The 13686-nt window shown below is 63.5% G+C and carries 12 protein-coding genes; 9 read left to right on the top strand and 3 right to left on the bottom strand.

The annotated features are described in order from the left end of the window. The first annotated feature begins 129 nt into the window (after positions 1-129). From QMG46_RS10910 to QMG46_RS10890, 5 genes are all read left to right on the top strand, one after another. A complete protein-coding gene (locus QMG46_RS10910; protein ID WP_281852537.1) occupies positions 130-1311 on the top strand; it encodes a thiolase family protein in 1182 nt (393 codons plus the stop codon). 175 nt (positions 1312-1486) lie between these two features. Continuing rightward, positions 1487-1912, top strand: a complete 426-nt coding sequence (locus QMG46_RS10905) for a hypothetical protein (RefSeq protein ID WP_281852536.1) — start codon at positions 1487-1489, stop codon at positions 1910-1912. A gap of 213 nt (positions 1913-2125) precedes the next feature. Next, entirely contained in the window at positions 2126-3733 is a 1608-nt protein-coding gene (locus tag QMG46_RS10900) for a carboxyl transferase domain-containing protein (protein WP_281852535.1), read from the top strand. Between the two features lie 54 nt (positions 3734-3787). Beyond that, the gene (locus QMG46_RS10895) at positions 3788-5479 is read left to right on the top strand and encodes a molecular chaperone HscC (RefSeq protein ID WP_281852534.1); all 1692 of its coding nucleotides are present in this window, start codon (positions 3788-3790) and stop codon (positions 5477-5479) included. After that, a complete protein-coding gene (locus QMG46_RS10890) occupies positions 5476-6831 on the top strand; it encodes a J domain-containing protein (protein ID WP_281852532.1) in 1356 nt (451 codons plus the stop codon). Before QMG46_RS10895 ends, QMG46_RS10890 begins: the two co-directional genes overlap by 4 nt. A gap of 18 nt (positions 6832-6849) precedes the next feature. Here the strand turns inward: QMG46_RS10890 and QMG46_RS10885 are convergent, their stop codons facing one another. The 3 genes from QMG46_RS10885 to QMG46_RS10875 are packed head-to-tail and all read right to left on the bottom strand — an operon-like array spanning position 6850 to position 9238. Continuing rightward, positions 6850-7152, bottom strand: coding sequence for a DUF6587 family protein (locus QMG46_RS10885; RefSeq protein ID WP_281852531.1), 303 nt, complete (start codon positions 7150-7152; stop codon positions 6850-6852). After that, positions 7149-8999 (bottom strand): ferrous iron transport protein B, encoded by a 1851-nt coding sequence (gene feoB, locus QMG46_RS10880; RefSeq protein WP_281852530.1) that lies wholly within the window; start codon positions 8997-8999, stop codon positions 7149-7151. The genes QMG46_RS10885 and feoB overlap by 4 nt, the downstream gene beginning before the upstream one ends. Next, complete coding sequence (locus QMG46_RS10875) at positions 8996-9238, bottom strand: FeoA family protein (protein ID WP_281852529.1); 243 nt, start codon at positions 9236-9238, stop codon at positions 8996-8998. The genes feoB and QMG46_RS10875 overlap by 4 nt, the downstream gene beginning before the upstream one ends. 219 nt (positions 9239-9457) lie before the next feature. Between QMG46_RS10875 and QMG46_RS10870 the strand changes: the two genes are divergently transcribed. The 4 genes from QMG46_RS10870 to QMG46_RS10855 all read left to right on the top strand — a co-directional run bounded on the left by QMG46_RS10870 (position 9458) and on the right by QMG46_RS10855 (position 13644). Beyond that, positions 9458-10246, top strand: a complete 789-nt coding sequence (locus tag QMG46_RS10870) for an enoyl-CoA hydratase-related protein (protein ID WP_281852528.1) — start codon at positions 9458-9460, stop codon at positions 10244-10246. A 10-nt stretch (positions 10247-10256) separates the two neighbouring features. After that, a complete protein-coding gene (locus tag QMG46_RS10865; protein ID WP_281852527.1) occupies positions 10257-10637 on the top strand; it encodes a VOC family protein in 381 nt (126 codons plus the stop codon). Positions 10638-10732: 95 nt separating this feature from the next. Then, complete coding sequence (locus QMG46_RS10860; RefSeq protein WP_281852526.1) at positions 10733-12730, top strand: ATP-binding protein; 1998 nt, start codon at positions 10733-10735, stop codon at positions 12728-12730. Between the two features lie 14 nt (positions 12731-12744). Next, positions 12745-13644: a hydroxymethylglutaryl-CoA lyase gene (locus QMG46_RS10855; RefSeq protein WP_281852525.1), complete on the top strand. Its 900-nt coding sequence runs from the start codon at positions 12745-12747 to the stop codon at positions 13642-13644. Positions 13645-13686 lie beyond the last annotated feature (42 nt).

Raw genomic sequence — 13686 nt, 5'->3', positions numbered from 1 at the left:
ATTGACACAACATAATCGCAACTAATTGCGTGAAAACCCGCGCCGCGTCTCAGCGGGCAGCCGTTTGCCCGGCCTGTGCTGCGCTGCGATAATCAGCGGATTCTTCCCGCCGTATCTGTGGAGTTTTCCATGTCGGACGTTGTTATCGTCGGTGCCAAGCGCACCGCCATCGGTTCTTTCCTCGGCCAGTTCACCGGTGTCCCCACGCCGACCCTGGGCGCTACCGCTATCGGCGCCGCACTGGAACAGTCCGGTATCGCGGCCAAGGACGTCAATGAAGTAATCGTCGGCTGCGTGCTGCCGGCCAACCTCGGCCAGGCACCGGCGCGTCAGGCCGCGATCAAGGCGGGCATTCCGGTCAGCACCGGCGCCACCACCATCAACAAGGTCTGCGGTTCGGGCATGAAAGCCATCATGTTTGGCCACGATCTGATCAAGGCCGGCTCGGCCACCGTGGTTGTCGCCGGTGGCATGGAGTCGATGACCAACGCACCGCATATGGTCAATGCCCGCACCGGCATTCGCTACGGCGATGGCCAGCTGGTCGACCACATGGCGTGGGACGGCCTGACCAACCCGTACGACGGCAAGGCGATGGGCGTGTTTGGCGAACTGTGCGCCGACAAGTACCACTTCACCCGCGAAGAGCAGGACGCGTTCGCGATCGAATCGGTCAAGCGTGCGCAGGCCGCGCAGCAGAGCGGCGCGTTTGCCGATGAAATCGTCCCGGTCACGGTGTCCGGTCGCAAGGGCGACGTCCTGGTCGACACCGACGAGCAGCCCGGCCGTTCGGATATCGGCAAGATCCCGACACTGAAGCCGGCGTTCCGCAAGGAAAACGGCACAATCACCGCCGCCAGCTCGTCGAGCATTTCCGACGGCGCCGCCGCGGTCGTCATGCTTTCGGCTGACGACGCCCAGGCGCGCGGCCTCAAGCCGCTGGCCCGCATCGTGGCGCACGCCACCCATTCGCAGGAGCCGGAGTGGTTCACCACCGCGCCGGTCGGCGCGATCCAGAAGGTGCTGGACAAGGCGGGCTGGAAGGTCGGCGATGTCGACCTGTTCGAGATCAACGAGGCGTTTGCCGTGGTCGCGATGACGCCGATCAAGGAGCTGGGCATCCCGCACGACAAGGTCAACGTCAATGGTGGCGCCTGCGCTCTGGGCCACCCGATCGGCGCCAGCGGCGCACGTCTGGTGGTCACCTTGCTCAACGCCTTGAAAGTACGCGGTTTGAAGCGTGGCGTGGCATCGCTGTGCATCGGCGGCGGCGAAGCCACCGCGATCGCGATCGAGCGTCTGGACGGCTGATCTTTACTTTACTTAACTGAACAGCGCCGGGATCGGGGTGCAAAAAACCGGTGCCGGTCGCGAACGTCGTTTAACTGCGTCCTGAAGCTATCTTCACAAAGAGCTAGCGTGAAATCGGGGAACGCGTTATTAATACGCCCGCCAAACGGCATTCCACGGCTAAGGAGATTCAACAATGAAGTTCACGCGTACCCTACTCGCCTCCGCGCTCGTCGCGCTGCTGGCGGCTTGCAGCAACGGCGCGCAGGATTCCGCGCAGGACGCTCAGAAGTCGGCTGACCAGGCTCAGCAGGCTGCTGATCAGGCTCAGAAGGCTGCTGCTGCGGCCCCGGGCGCTGCGACCGATCAGGCCGCCGACCAGGCTAAGGCTGCTGCCGACACCGCTGGCCAGGCTGCCGACCAGGCTCAGCAGGCTGCCGCTTCCGCTTCCGCCGCTGCTCCCGCCTCGACCGCTGCTGCTCCGGCTGCTGCTGACCAGGCTAAGGACGCTGCTGCCAACGCTGCTGACGCTGCCGGTAAGGCCGCCGACGCTGCCAAGGACGCTGCCGGCAATGCTAAAGAAGCTGCCGACAAAGCCAAGGACGCCATGAAGGGCCACTAAGCCTTTCGGGTTTCCACTGCAAAAAAAACCGGCCGCTTTATGCGGCCGGTTTTTTTTGGGGGATGGGGAACGGGGAAGAGGGAACGGAGAAGCGAGCTTGCGGCGAGCTACACACCGCGACGTTCTTCTCCGTTCCCCGATCTCCATTCCCTGTTCCCCCTTCCCTGTTCCCCATTATCATCTCCTGCTTGATCCAGCACGGCAGCCGTCCTCATGAGTGTCATCGCGTCACAGATCGATCCGCGTTCGCCCGACTTCCAGGCCAGCAGCGAGCAGTTGCGAGGACTGGTCGACGACCTCAGGCGCGAATTGACGCGTAGCGCGGAAGGCGGCGGCGAAAAGGCACGCGAGAAGCACACCGCCCGCGGCAAGCTGCTACCGCGCGAGCGTATCCGCGCCCTGCTCGATCCAGGCTCGCCCTTCCTCGAGCTTTCTCCGCTGGCCGCGCACGGCATGTACGACGATGCGGCACCGGCGGCGGGGATCATCACCGGCATCGGCCGCGTCAACGGCATCGAAGTGGTGGTGGTCGCCAACGACGCGACCGTCAAGGGCGGCACGTATTTCCCGATGACGGTGAAGAAGCATCTGCGTGCCCAGGAAGTGGCGCTGGAAAACCGACTGCCCTGCATCTATCTGGTCGACTCGGGCGGCGCCTTTCTGCCCCTGCAGGACGAAGTCTTTCCGGACAAGGAACACTTCGGCCGCATCTTCTACAACCAGGCGCGCATGTCCGGCTTAGGCATTCCGCAGATCGCCGTCGTCATGGGCTCGTGCACGGCAGGCGGCGCCTATGTGCCGGCGATGAGCGACGAAACGATCATCGTGCGCGAACAGGGCACGATCTTTCTCGGTGGCCCGCCGCTGGTGAAGGCGGCGACCGGCGAAGTGGTCGATGCCGAAGCACTCGGCGGAGCCGATGTGCATACCTCCGTTTCCGGCGTCGCCGATCACTACGCCGAGAACGACGCGCACGCGCTGTCGATCGCGCGCGATATCGTTGCAAGCCTCAACCGCCGCAAGGACATGCCGCTGGCGTTGCGCGCGCCGAGCGAACCGCGCTATCCGGCCGAAGAACTCTACGGCGTGATTCCGGCCGATACGCGCCGCCCGTTCGATATCCGCGAAGTGATCGCGCGCATTGTCGACGGCTCCGAGCTCCACGAGTTCAAGGCGCGCTACGGCAAGACCCTGGTCTGCGGCTTCGCGCATATCCACGGTTATCCGGTCGGCATCATCGCCAATAACGGCATTCTGTTTTCGGAGAGCGCACTCAAGGGTGCGCACTTCATCGAGCTGTGCAACCAACGCAATGTGCCGCTGGTGTTCCTGCAGAACATCACCGGCTTCATGGTGGGCAAGAAGTACGAGAACGCCGGTATCGCCAAAGACGGCGCCAAGATGGTCACCGCCGTGGCCTGCTCGCATGTGCCCAAGTTCACCGTGGTGATCGGCGGCAGTTTCGGCGCGGGCAATTACGCCATGTGTGGCCGCGCGTACGGCGCGCGTTTCCTGTGGATGTGGCCGAACTCGCGCATCAGCGTCATGGGTGGCGAACAGGCCGCCTCGGTACTGGCGACGGTGCGCCGCGACGGTATCGAAGCATCCGGCAAGAGCTGGAGCGCCGAGGACGAAGAAAATTTCAAGGCGCCGATCCGCGACCAGTACGAACGCCAGGGGCACCCGTACTACGCCAGCGCGCGGCTCTGGGACGACGGCATCATCGATCCGGCCGATACGCGGCGCGTGCTTGGCCTGGCGATCTCCGCCTCGCTCAATGCGCCGATCGAGCCGCAGCGTTATGGCGTGTTCCGCATGTAACGCCACTCCACCTTTCCATATCACACACCATCCTTTTGTGAGGGGCCATCACGGATGATCGTCGGTATTGATTTAGGTACTACCCATTCGCTGATCGGACGTTTCGACGAATCCGGATCGCGCCTGTTTCCCAATGCACTCGGCGATGTACTGACGCCTTCAGTGGTCAGCGTGGACGATGACGGCCATGTGATCATCGGCCAGGCCGCGCGCGACCGCATGGTCAGCCACCCCGAGGCGAGCGTTGCATCGTTCAAGCGCTGGATGGGCACGGCGCGTGAAACCAAACTCGGCAAACGCAGCTTTCGCCCGGAAGAGTTATCCGCGCTGATCCTGCGTTCGCTGATTGCCGACGCCGAAGCCGCTACCGGCGAAAAAGTCACTGAAGCGGTGATCAGCGTGCCGGCGTATTTCTCCGACGCGCAACGCAAGGCCACTCGGGCGGCCGGCGAACTGGCCGGCATTCGCGTCGAGCGCCTGATCAACGAGCCGACCGCCGCCGCACTTGCCTACGGTATCCAGGAACAGCGCGATGGCGCGCGTTTTCTGGTGTTCGATCTCGGTGGCGGCACCTTCGACGTCACCGTGCTGGAATTGTTCGACGGCGTGGTGGAAGTGCATGCCAGCGCGGGCGACAACTTCCTGGGCGGCGAAGATTTTCTCGATGCGCTCGAAGCCGCCTTTCTCGCCGATCACAAGCTCGGCAGCCATGATCTGAGTGCGCAGCAGCTTGGCCAGCTGCGTCGCCGACTGGAGCTGGTAAAGCGCGAACTGAGCCAGCAGACCGAGGTGCGCCTGAACTTCGCGCTCGGCGAGCGCCAGATCGACTGGTCGATCACCCAGGACCGCTTCAATCAGATTGTCGATCCCCTGCTCCAACGCATGCGCACGCCACTGGAACGCGCCATGCGCGACGCGCGCGTGCAACCCGAGCAGCTCGACGAGATCGTGCTGGTTGGCGGTGCCAGCCGCATGCCGCTGGTATCGCGCCTGATCGCGCGCATGTTCGGCCGGTTGCCGATGCGCCATATTCACCCGGACCAGACCATCGCCCTCGGCGCCTGCGTGGCGGCGGGCATGAAGAGCCGTGACGAGCGGCTGGAAGAAGTGATTCTTACCGACGTCTGCCCTTACACGCTCGGCACCGAAATCGGCCAGATGGACGATCACGGCCGTGTGCAGACGGGCATCTATTCGCCGGTCATCCACCGTAACAGCGTCGTACCGGTAAGCCGCGAAGACACCTTCTGGCCCATGCGCGATGGGCAGCGCGCGCTGAACCTGAAGGTCTACCAGGGCGAAAGCCCGATGGTGGTCAACAACATCAAGCTCGGCGAGCTGGAGATCAAGCTCGACCCGAAACGCCCGCGCACCGAGAGCGCGGTGAAGCTGCGCTTCACCTACGACATCAACGGCGTGTTGCAGGTCGAGGCCCAGGTACTGGCGACCGGCGAAAAATACGAGCTGATCCTGGAACAGAACCCCGGCCTGCTCAGCCAGGAAGAGATCCGTACGCGCCTGGCGCGCCTGGACGAGTTGAAGATTCACCCGCGCGATAAGCAGGAGAATCTGGCGTTGATCGCGCGCGCCGAACGCCTGTACGAAGAACACATCCAGGCACGTGCGCAACTGCAGGAATGGATCGCCCGCTTCCGCTCGATCCTCGAATCGCAGGACGATATGAGCATTCGCGAGCACCATCGCGAGTTCGGCCGCGCACTTGATGCGCTGGAACAGATGCGATGAATCCGTTCGAGCTGCTCGGTGTCGGCCGCGATGCTGACGAGCGCGAGATCCGGCGTGCATATACCGCCAAGTTGCGGCATACGCGGCCGGACGATGATCCGGAAGGTTTTCAGCGTCTGCACGAAGCCTATCAGCGCTTGTTGCAGATACGCCGTCATCAGGCGAATCAGCAACCACCAGTAACGATGGCGGCACCTGTGGCGCCACCCGCAGAACCACGGCCGGCGTCCACGCCTACGTCCGTCATACGCGCCGAGCCGGTCTTCGTGCCCCAACGCCTGGATATCGACGCTTTCTGCAGCGAAGCATTTGGGCGAGCGGCCACCGGCGACAACCGCATGCTGTCCGAATGGCTGCAGGAGCAACCGGCGTTCTGGTCATTCCGGGCCAAAGCCGATATCGGTCAGCAACTGGTGCGGCGCCTGTATCGCGATGAGCCCGCGATGCCGACGAAATGTCTGCACGTGCTGCTGAATTTCTTCGACCTCGATCACGTGCATGCCGGACATGATGCGCTGGCGTTGCAACGCCTGTCTCGACGCAGCCAGCTGGCCTGGGAACTGATGCCCGAACATCGCCAGGCGCTTGCAGCGCGCATGAACATGCAGCGCCGACCACTGGAGCGCTGCCTTGCACGACTGCAGCGTCCCTACACTTGGTGGCGAGCGCTGGCCGCGGGCTTCACGCCCAACAGCGCGAAAGTGATGCCGCAGTTCATCCGCGAGCTGGCCGGCCCGTTCATCGAAGATCTGCCACCGTCCGTGTCGCAGGAACAGATTCGCTTCTGGACCTCGGTAGGGCACAAAAATCCGGTCTCCGGAAGTCAGCTGCTTTTCATGGCCGGCGTCCTGTCGATGTTGTCGCTGGTGGTCATGCTTGGCGCCGCCGCAACGACTGTTTTTTCGAGCCAGACCGATATGCCCAGGCTGGCGCTTCTCGGCATCGGCGTTGCCTGGGCGTGTGGCCTGCTGTGGGTCGCGCTGCGCTACTACTTTGTGCTCGACGAATGGCTCAGTCGTGACGAAGACGAACCCGCGCGATGGCCGCGCTTGCGGTTGGCAACAGTCCCCTTGCTGTTGGTTATCGGGTTGATCCCTTGCCTGCTACTGCCGTTGTCGCGAGGTATGGGCTTCACCTTTCTGCTGCCGGCGCTGTGGCTAAGTCTGCGTCGCTACTGGCGGCGTCACGATCATGAAGGGTTCTACGTCAGTCCCGGTATCGCGCGGATTGGCCTGTTGATCGCTATCGTGGCGTTGCCAATATCGCCATCGTGGGTGTTTGCGGTGGCCACGCTGCTTGCCTGGGGGGATGATCTGCGGCGGCATCGCAAGGTGTTGCAGTTGGCTGGGTAGTGGAGCAGCGCCGCACGATCACCGCTGCCGCGGACGAAACTCCAACGGCTGCACATCGGGGCGCGCGTTCTTCGGCGGCGTCGGGCCGCAGGTACCGCACGTACCGCAGCCATCGCCGCAGTTGCCGGTGGCCTGCTTAGGTTGCAGGCGGCGACCCAGACGCTGCAGCAACGGCGAACGCCATGGTTTGTTCAAGCTCGCCGAAGCACTCGCCAGCGCGCGTGCACTAACACCGGGCAACAGCTTGCGAAAGGCATAGAAGGCGCTGCCCAATACCAGCAAACCGATAATGACCGCCTGCACAACCGCAAAGGTATTCACGACAACGCCCTCGCCACTTGATAGGTGATCAGCGAGGCGAGGTAAGCCAGGCCGAACAGGTAACCCGCGGTCAACGCGACGTTACGCCACGAATTGGTCTCGCGACGAATCACCGCCAGCGTCGACATGCACTGCGGCGCGAACACGTACCAGGCCAGCAGCGACAACGCCGTCGGCAGGCCCCAGGTGTGCGCGATCATCGGCCCAAGCTGGCTAGCCACCGCATCGTCGGTGCCGGACATCGCATATACCGTGCCCAGCGCCGACACCGCCACTTCGCGCGCGGCAAGGCCGGGAATCAAGGCAATGCAGATCTGCCAGTTGAAACCGATCGGCGCGAACACGTACTCCATCAGATGACCGATACGGCCGGCAAAGCTGTAATCGATGGCCGGCTGGGTCGCCCCTTCGGGTGCGCCCGGAAAACTCGACAGGAACCACAGCAGCACGGTGAGCGCCAGAATGATCCCGCCGACGCGCTTGAGGAAGATCTTCGCGCGCTCCCACAGGCCCAGCGCCACGTCGCGCACGTGCGGCATGCGGTAGGACGGCAGCTCCATCAACAGCGCGTGTTCGCTCTTGTCCTTGCGGAAGCGCTTGATCACCCACGCCACGGCCAACGCGCTGACGACGCCAACCACGTACAGCGTAAACAGCACCACGCCCTGCAGATTGAAAATGCCCCAGACCGTGCGCGAGGGAATGAACGCGGCGATCAGCAGCGTATACACCGGCAAACGCGCCGAGCAGGTCATCAACGGTGCGACCAGGATCGTGGTCAGGCGGTCGCGTGGATCGGTAATGCTGCGCGTCGCCATGATGCCGGGAATCGCACAGGCAAAACTCGACAACAAGGGAATGAATGCACGCCCGGTCAGGCCTGCCTTGAACATCAGGCGATCGAGCAGAAACGCCGCGCGCGGCAGATAGCCCGATTCCTCGAGGATCAGAATAAACAGGAACAGGATCAGAATTTGCGGCAGGAACACCAGCACGGCACCCAGGCCGGCAAAGACACCGTCGTTGAGCAGGCTGTGCAGCGCGCTTTCGGCGGGCAAGGCGGCGGTGACCCACACGCCCAGCGCCGTGATGCCATCCTGGATCGCATCCATGATCGGCTTGGCCCAGGAGAACACCGCCTGGAAGATCAGAAACATCAGCACGGCCAGAATGCCGAGACCGAACACCGGGTGTAGCGCCCAGCGATCGAGCGCATCGTCGATCGCCGCGGTAGCGCGCGGCATGGTGACGGTGGCGGCAAGCAAGGCACGCACCTGCTCATGCAGGCCGGCACGGCTGGCGGCATCGTCCGCCTCGGCTGGCGCAGCGACCGGGATGTCGCCGTCCACACGCTCGATCAGCGCCTTCGCGCCGCCGCGTTTCACCGCCACCGTTTCCACGACCGGCACACCGAGGCGATGCTGCAACTCGGCCACGTCGATCACGATGCCGCGACGCTTGGCCGCATCCATCATGTTCAAGGCCAGCACCACCGGACGGCCCAGTCGCTTCACCTCAAGCACGAAGCGCAGATGCAGTCGCAGGTTGGTCGCATCGGCCACGCATACGATCAAATCCGGCGCGGCTTCACCCGGATAGTTGCCTTCGCAGACATCGCGCGTGATTTGCTCGTCCGGACTGTTCGCATCGAAACTGTAAGTGCCCGGCAAATCGAGCAGTTGCAGCACGCGGCCGGACGGCGTGACGAAGCGGCCCTCCTTGCGCTCGACCGTGACGCCCGCGTAGTTGGCCACCTTCTGGCGGCCACCGGTAAGCAGGTTGAACAGCGCCGTCTTGCCGCAGTTGGGGTTGCCCACCAGGGCGATACGCAAGGTAGTCGCGCTCATACGGAATCCACCTGCACGCTCACTCGTGCCGCTTCGCTACGACGCAAGGCAAAGCGAGTCGACCCGATCTGCACCAGCAGGGGATCGGCGCCCAGCGGCCCACGTGCGACCAGCCGCACCGGCTCGCCAGCGACGAAACCCAGGTCGCGCAGGCGTTGCGCGATCGGATCGTCAGCTTGGGTATCGTCAACTTGGACTACCACGGCGGCAGCACCTTTCGGTAAATCGGACAGGCGCACAAATGATGACTCAAATAAGAATGGTTCGCATTGTATATCGTGACAGCCTCGCTGGGAAACAAGCTGGCTGGGCAGTAAAACCTTGCGGCATAGGGATTTATCGGCGTTTCGCCCCGCGTACATAGCCCCAACCCGGATTCCGGTTCGATCGCAACGAGCTTTTTCCCGGTCACTATCAATGAAATACTCCCCGACCCTGCCCTTTCCGCCGGAAACTGCATGTCCTTTATCCAGATCGCCGACCATGACTCGGTCCGCCGCATCACCCTCGACCGGCCGGAGCTGCATAACGCTTTCGACGACCGCCTGATCGCCGAGCTGACCGCCGCCATCGAAGCGGCCGGTAACGACGCGACCGTGCGTGCCGTGGTGCTGACCGGTGCCGGCGCCAGTTTCTCCGCCGGTGCGGACATGAACTGGATGCGCGGCATGGCCAAGGCCAGCGAGCAGGAGAACCGCGAGGACTCGCTCAAACTCGCGCGGCTGATGCGCAGCCTGCAGTTCTGCCCAAAACCGACCGTGGCGCGCGTCAATGGCGCGGCCTATGGCGGTGGCGTCGGCCTGGTCGCTTGCTGCGATATCGCCATCGGCGTCGAGACCGCCAAGTTCGGCCTGACCGAGGTCAAGCTCGGCCTGGTGCCGGCCGTGATCTCGCCGTATGTCGTGCAGGCGATCGGCTTGCGTCAGGCGCGCCGGCTGTTCGTCACCGGCGAACTGTTCGACGCCCAAGCTGCACAGGCGATGGGACTGCTGCATCGGAGCGTCGCCGCCGACGCGCTGGACGACGCCATCGACGGCGTGCTCAAGCTGTTTGCCAAGACCGGACCGCAGGCGCAAGCCGAGGCCAAGCAGTTGGCCTTGCGCATGGCCGGCACCACGATCGCCTCGGCCGAACAGATCGACCGCGACAACGCGACCTTGATCGCACGCCTGCGCGTGTCCGAGGAAGGCCAGGAAGGCTTGAGCGCCTTTCTCGACAAACGCGCTGCCGCATGGATAGTCCACTAAGGAGAGTTGCATGATCGACCATATCGGCATTCCCATTTCCGAACACGCCCGCAGTCGCGCGTTCTACATCGCAGCACTGGCGCCGCTTGGCTATAGCATCCAGATGGAAGTCAGCGCCGAGCAGACCGGCAAGGATGCGGCGACCGGCTTCGGCGCCGATGGCAAACCCTCGTTCTGGATCGGCGCAGGCGAGCCCAACCGCGCCCACGTCGCGTTTCTTGCGTCGAGCCGCGCCGCGGTGGACGCCTTTTATCGCGCCGCACTCGCCGCCGGTGGGCAGGACAATGGCGCGCCAGGGCTGCGCCCGCACTATCACGCCAACTACTACGGCGCCTTCGTGATCGACCCCGACGGTCACAATATCGAAGCGGTTTGCCACGGTGCCGAGTAAGCTCACGATTGCTGCGCTGCGCATCGGCTAGAACGTGCCCATCTGCTATTTTTATTGGCTTTGCAACGCCTGCCAGGCGCTTTGAAGGAAACGGCATGTTCGAGCGCGTATTGATTGCCAACCGCGGTGAAATCGCCTGCCGCGTCATTCGCACCTGCCGGCGACTGGGCATTCACACCATTGCGGCGTACTCGCAAGCCGACGCCGATGCGCAACACGTGCGTCTGGCCGACGAAGCATGGCCGATCGGCGGCCCACGTCCGGCCGACTCCTACCTGCGCGGCGATACGATTCTTGAAGTCGCGCGTCGCACCGGAGCGCAGGCGATCCATCCCGGCTATGGCTTTCTGTCAGAGAACACCGGTTTCGCGCGCGCCTGCCAGGACGCCGGCATCGCCTTCATCGGCCCGAATCCGGAAAGCATCGATGCAATGGGCTCCAAGGCCGCAGCCAAAGCCTTGATGGAACATCACGACGTGCCGCTGGTGCCCGGCTATCACGGCGAAAATCAGGACGGCGCGTATCTGGCCGAGCAGGCGCGCAAGACTGGCTTTCCGTTGATGATCAAAGCCGCATCCGGCGGCGGTGGCAAGGGCATGCGCATCGTGCGCAGCGAGAAAGAATTTGCCGATGCACTGGCCTCCGCACAGCGCGAGGCGGCCAATGCCTTCGGCGACACACGCGTGATCCTTGAACGCTATGTCGAGCATCCGCGCCATATCGAGTTCCAGGTATTCGGCGACAAGCACGGCAACGTGATCCATCTCAACGAACGCGAATGCTCGGCGCAACGTCGTTACCAGAAAGTGCTGGAAGAAACGCCCTCCCCATTCCTCAATGCTCAACGCCGCGCCGCGATGGGTGCAGCCGCCGTCGCTGCCGCCAAGGCGGTCAATTACGTCGGCGCGGGCACGGTCGAGTTCATCGTCGGCCAGGACGGCGAGTTCTTCTTCATGGAGATGAATACGCGCCTGCAGGTAGAGCATCCGGTCACCGAAGAAACGCTGGGGCTGGACCTGGTCGAATGGCAGCTCCGCATCGCGTTTGGCGAAGCGTTGCCGTTACAGCAGGATCAAGTGCACGCGCGCGGGCATGCGATCGAAGTGCGCCTGTATGCCGAAGATCCCGAGCAAAATTTCCTGCCCGGATCAGGCAAGCTGCTGCGCCTGCGCCTGCCTGCGCCATCGGACCACGTGCGTCTCGATGGCGGCGTGATCGAAGGCGACACGGTAACGATCTTTTACGATCCGATGATCGCCAAGTTGATCGTGCATGATATCGATCGACCACAGGCCCTGCAGCGATTGCGCGAGGCGCTGGCGCAAAGCGAGATCGTCGGCCCCAAATCCAATATTGCGTTTCTCGAACGCCTGGCGCGTCATCCGGCTGTGGTCGAAGGCCGTATCGATACCGGTTATCTCGATCGTCACCTGGATGAATTTCTCGCGGGCGAAGAGACCGCGCCTGCACATCTGTTATTTGCCGCAGCAACCGCTGCCCTGCTGCAAGAGGAAAATCAGGTCTCGGCAAACGCCAGCGATCCCCATTCGCCCTGGGCAAGCGCCGACGCGTGGCGCATCGGTCACGCAGGCAAGCGCATTGTCGCCTTGTCCCTGCGCGAGCAGCGCTATGAAATCGAAGCACACGGCTATGCCGGTGACTATCGATTGAACCATGGCGAGGATACCTGCCAGGTGCACGGCGCACGCCTGGACGGCGCGACGCTCAGCGCACGCTTCGACGGCGAATCCCGGCGTGTACCGATGCAGGCCGATGCACAGCGCGTGCTGCTGCACGATGCCGATGGCCGGCGTTACAGCTTTACGCGTGCGGCTGCCTTTGCCTGGGAGTCGCGCGAGGGCACAGGCGGCAACCAGGTGATTGCGCCGATGCCGGGCCGCATCGTGCTGGTCAAGGCCAAGCCAGGCGATCAGGTGGAGGAAGGCCAGGAATTGCTGGTGATGGAAGCGATGAAGATGGAACTGGCCTTGAAGGCACCGCGTGCCGGCATCATTGAGAGCGTAAGCGCCGCCCAAGGCGACTTTGTCGAAGCCGACGCGGTACTGGTTCGTTTCGAACAGGCCGCCGGCTAAGTAACGAGGTTCCCATGCATACCGATCAGGTTCGTATCGTCGAAGTCGGCGCCCGCGACGGGCTTCAGAACGAAAAGACCATTCTGCCCGCGGACGTGAAGATCGCGCTGATCGATCGCCTGTCTTCCACCGGCTTGCGTACTATCGAAGCCACCAGCTTCGTCAGCCCCAAATGGGTGCCGCAGCTGGCCGACGCTGCGGAGGTGTTCCACGGCATCCGCAAAGTGCCCGGCGTGAGCTACCCGGTGCTGGTGCCCAACGAGCAAGGCTATCTGCGCGCACGCGAGGCCGGTGCGACCGAGATCGCCGTATTCACGGCGGCGTCGGAAGCTTTCAATCGCAAGAACATCAATGCGTCGATCGACGAATCGATCGAGCGCTTCGCACCGGTGATGGAACGCGCACGCGCCGACGGCGTGAAGGTGCGCGGTTACGTTTCCACCGTGCTTGGCTGCCCTTATCAGGGCGAGGTACCGATTGCCGACGTGGTGCGCGTCGCGCAGCGCCTGCACCAGATCGGCTGCTATGAAATATCGCTGGGCGACACGATCGGCGTGGGCACGCCGGCCAAGGCGCGCGCCATGCTCAAGGCGGCCGCGCAGGACGTACCGATGACCGCGCTTGCAGTGCATTTTCACGACACCTATGGCCAGGCGCTGGCCAATATCCTCTCCTGCCTGGAGGAAGGCGTGCGCGTGGTCGACAGCGCCGTCTCCGGTACCGGTGGTTGTCCTTACGCCAAGGGCGCCACGGGAAACGTGGCCAGCGAGGATGTGGTTTACATGCTGCACGGGATGGGCATGCAGACCGGTATCGATCTGGACATCTTGATTGCTACGGGCGCGTGGCTTGCCGGGCAGTTGCACAAGGAAACGGCGAGCCGGGTGACACGGGCGCGTACGGCGGCGGAATAGGAAAGTATCCCGCGAGCACCCTGCCCCCTCACCCCAACCCTC

The organism is Dyella sp. GSA-30 (assembly GCF_027924605.1).
Taxonomy (GTDB): domain Bacteria; phylum Pseudomonadota; class Gammaproteobacteria; order Xanthomonadales; family Rhodanobacteraceae; genus GSA-30.
The sequence above is the reverse complement of the archived record's forward strand: the minus strand, read 5'-3'. Positions and strand labels throughout refer to the sequence as shown.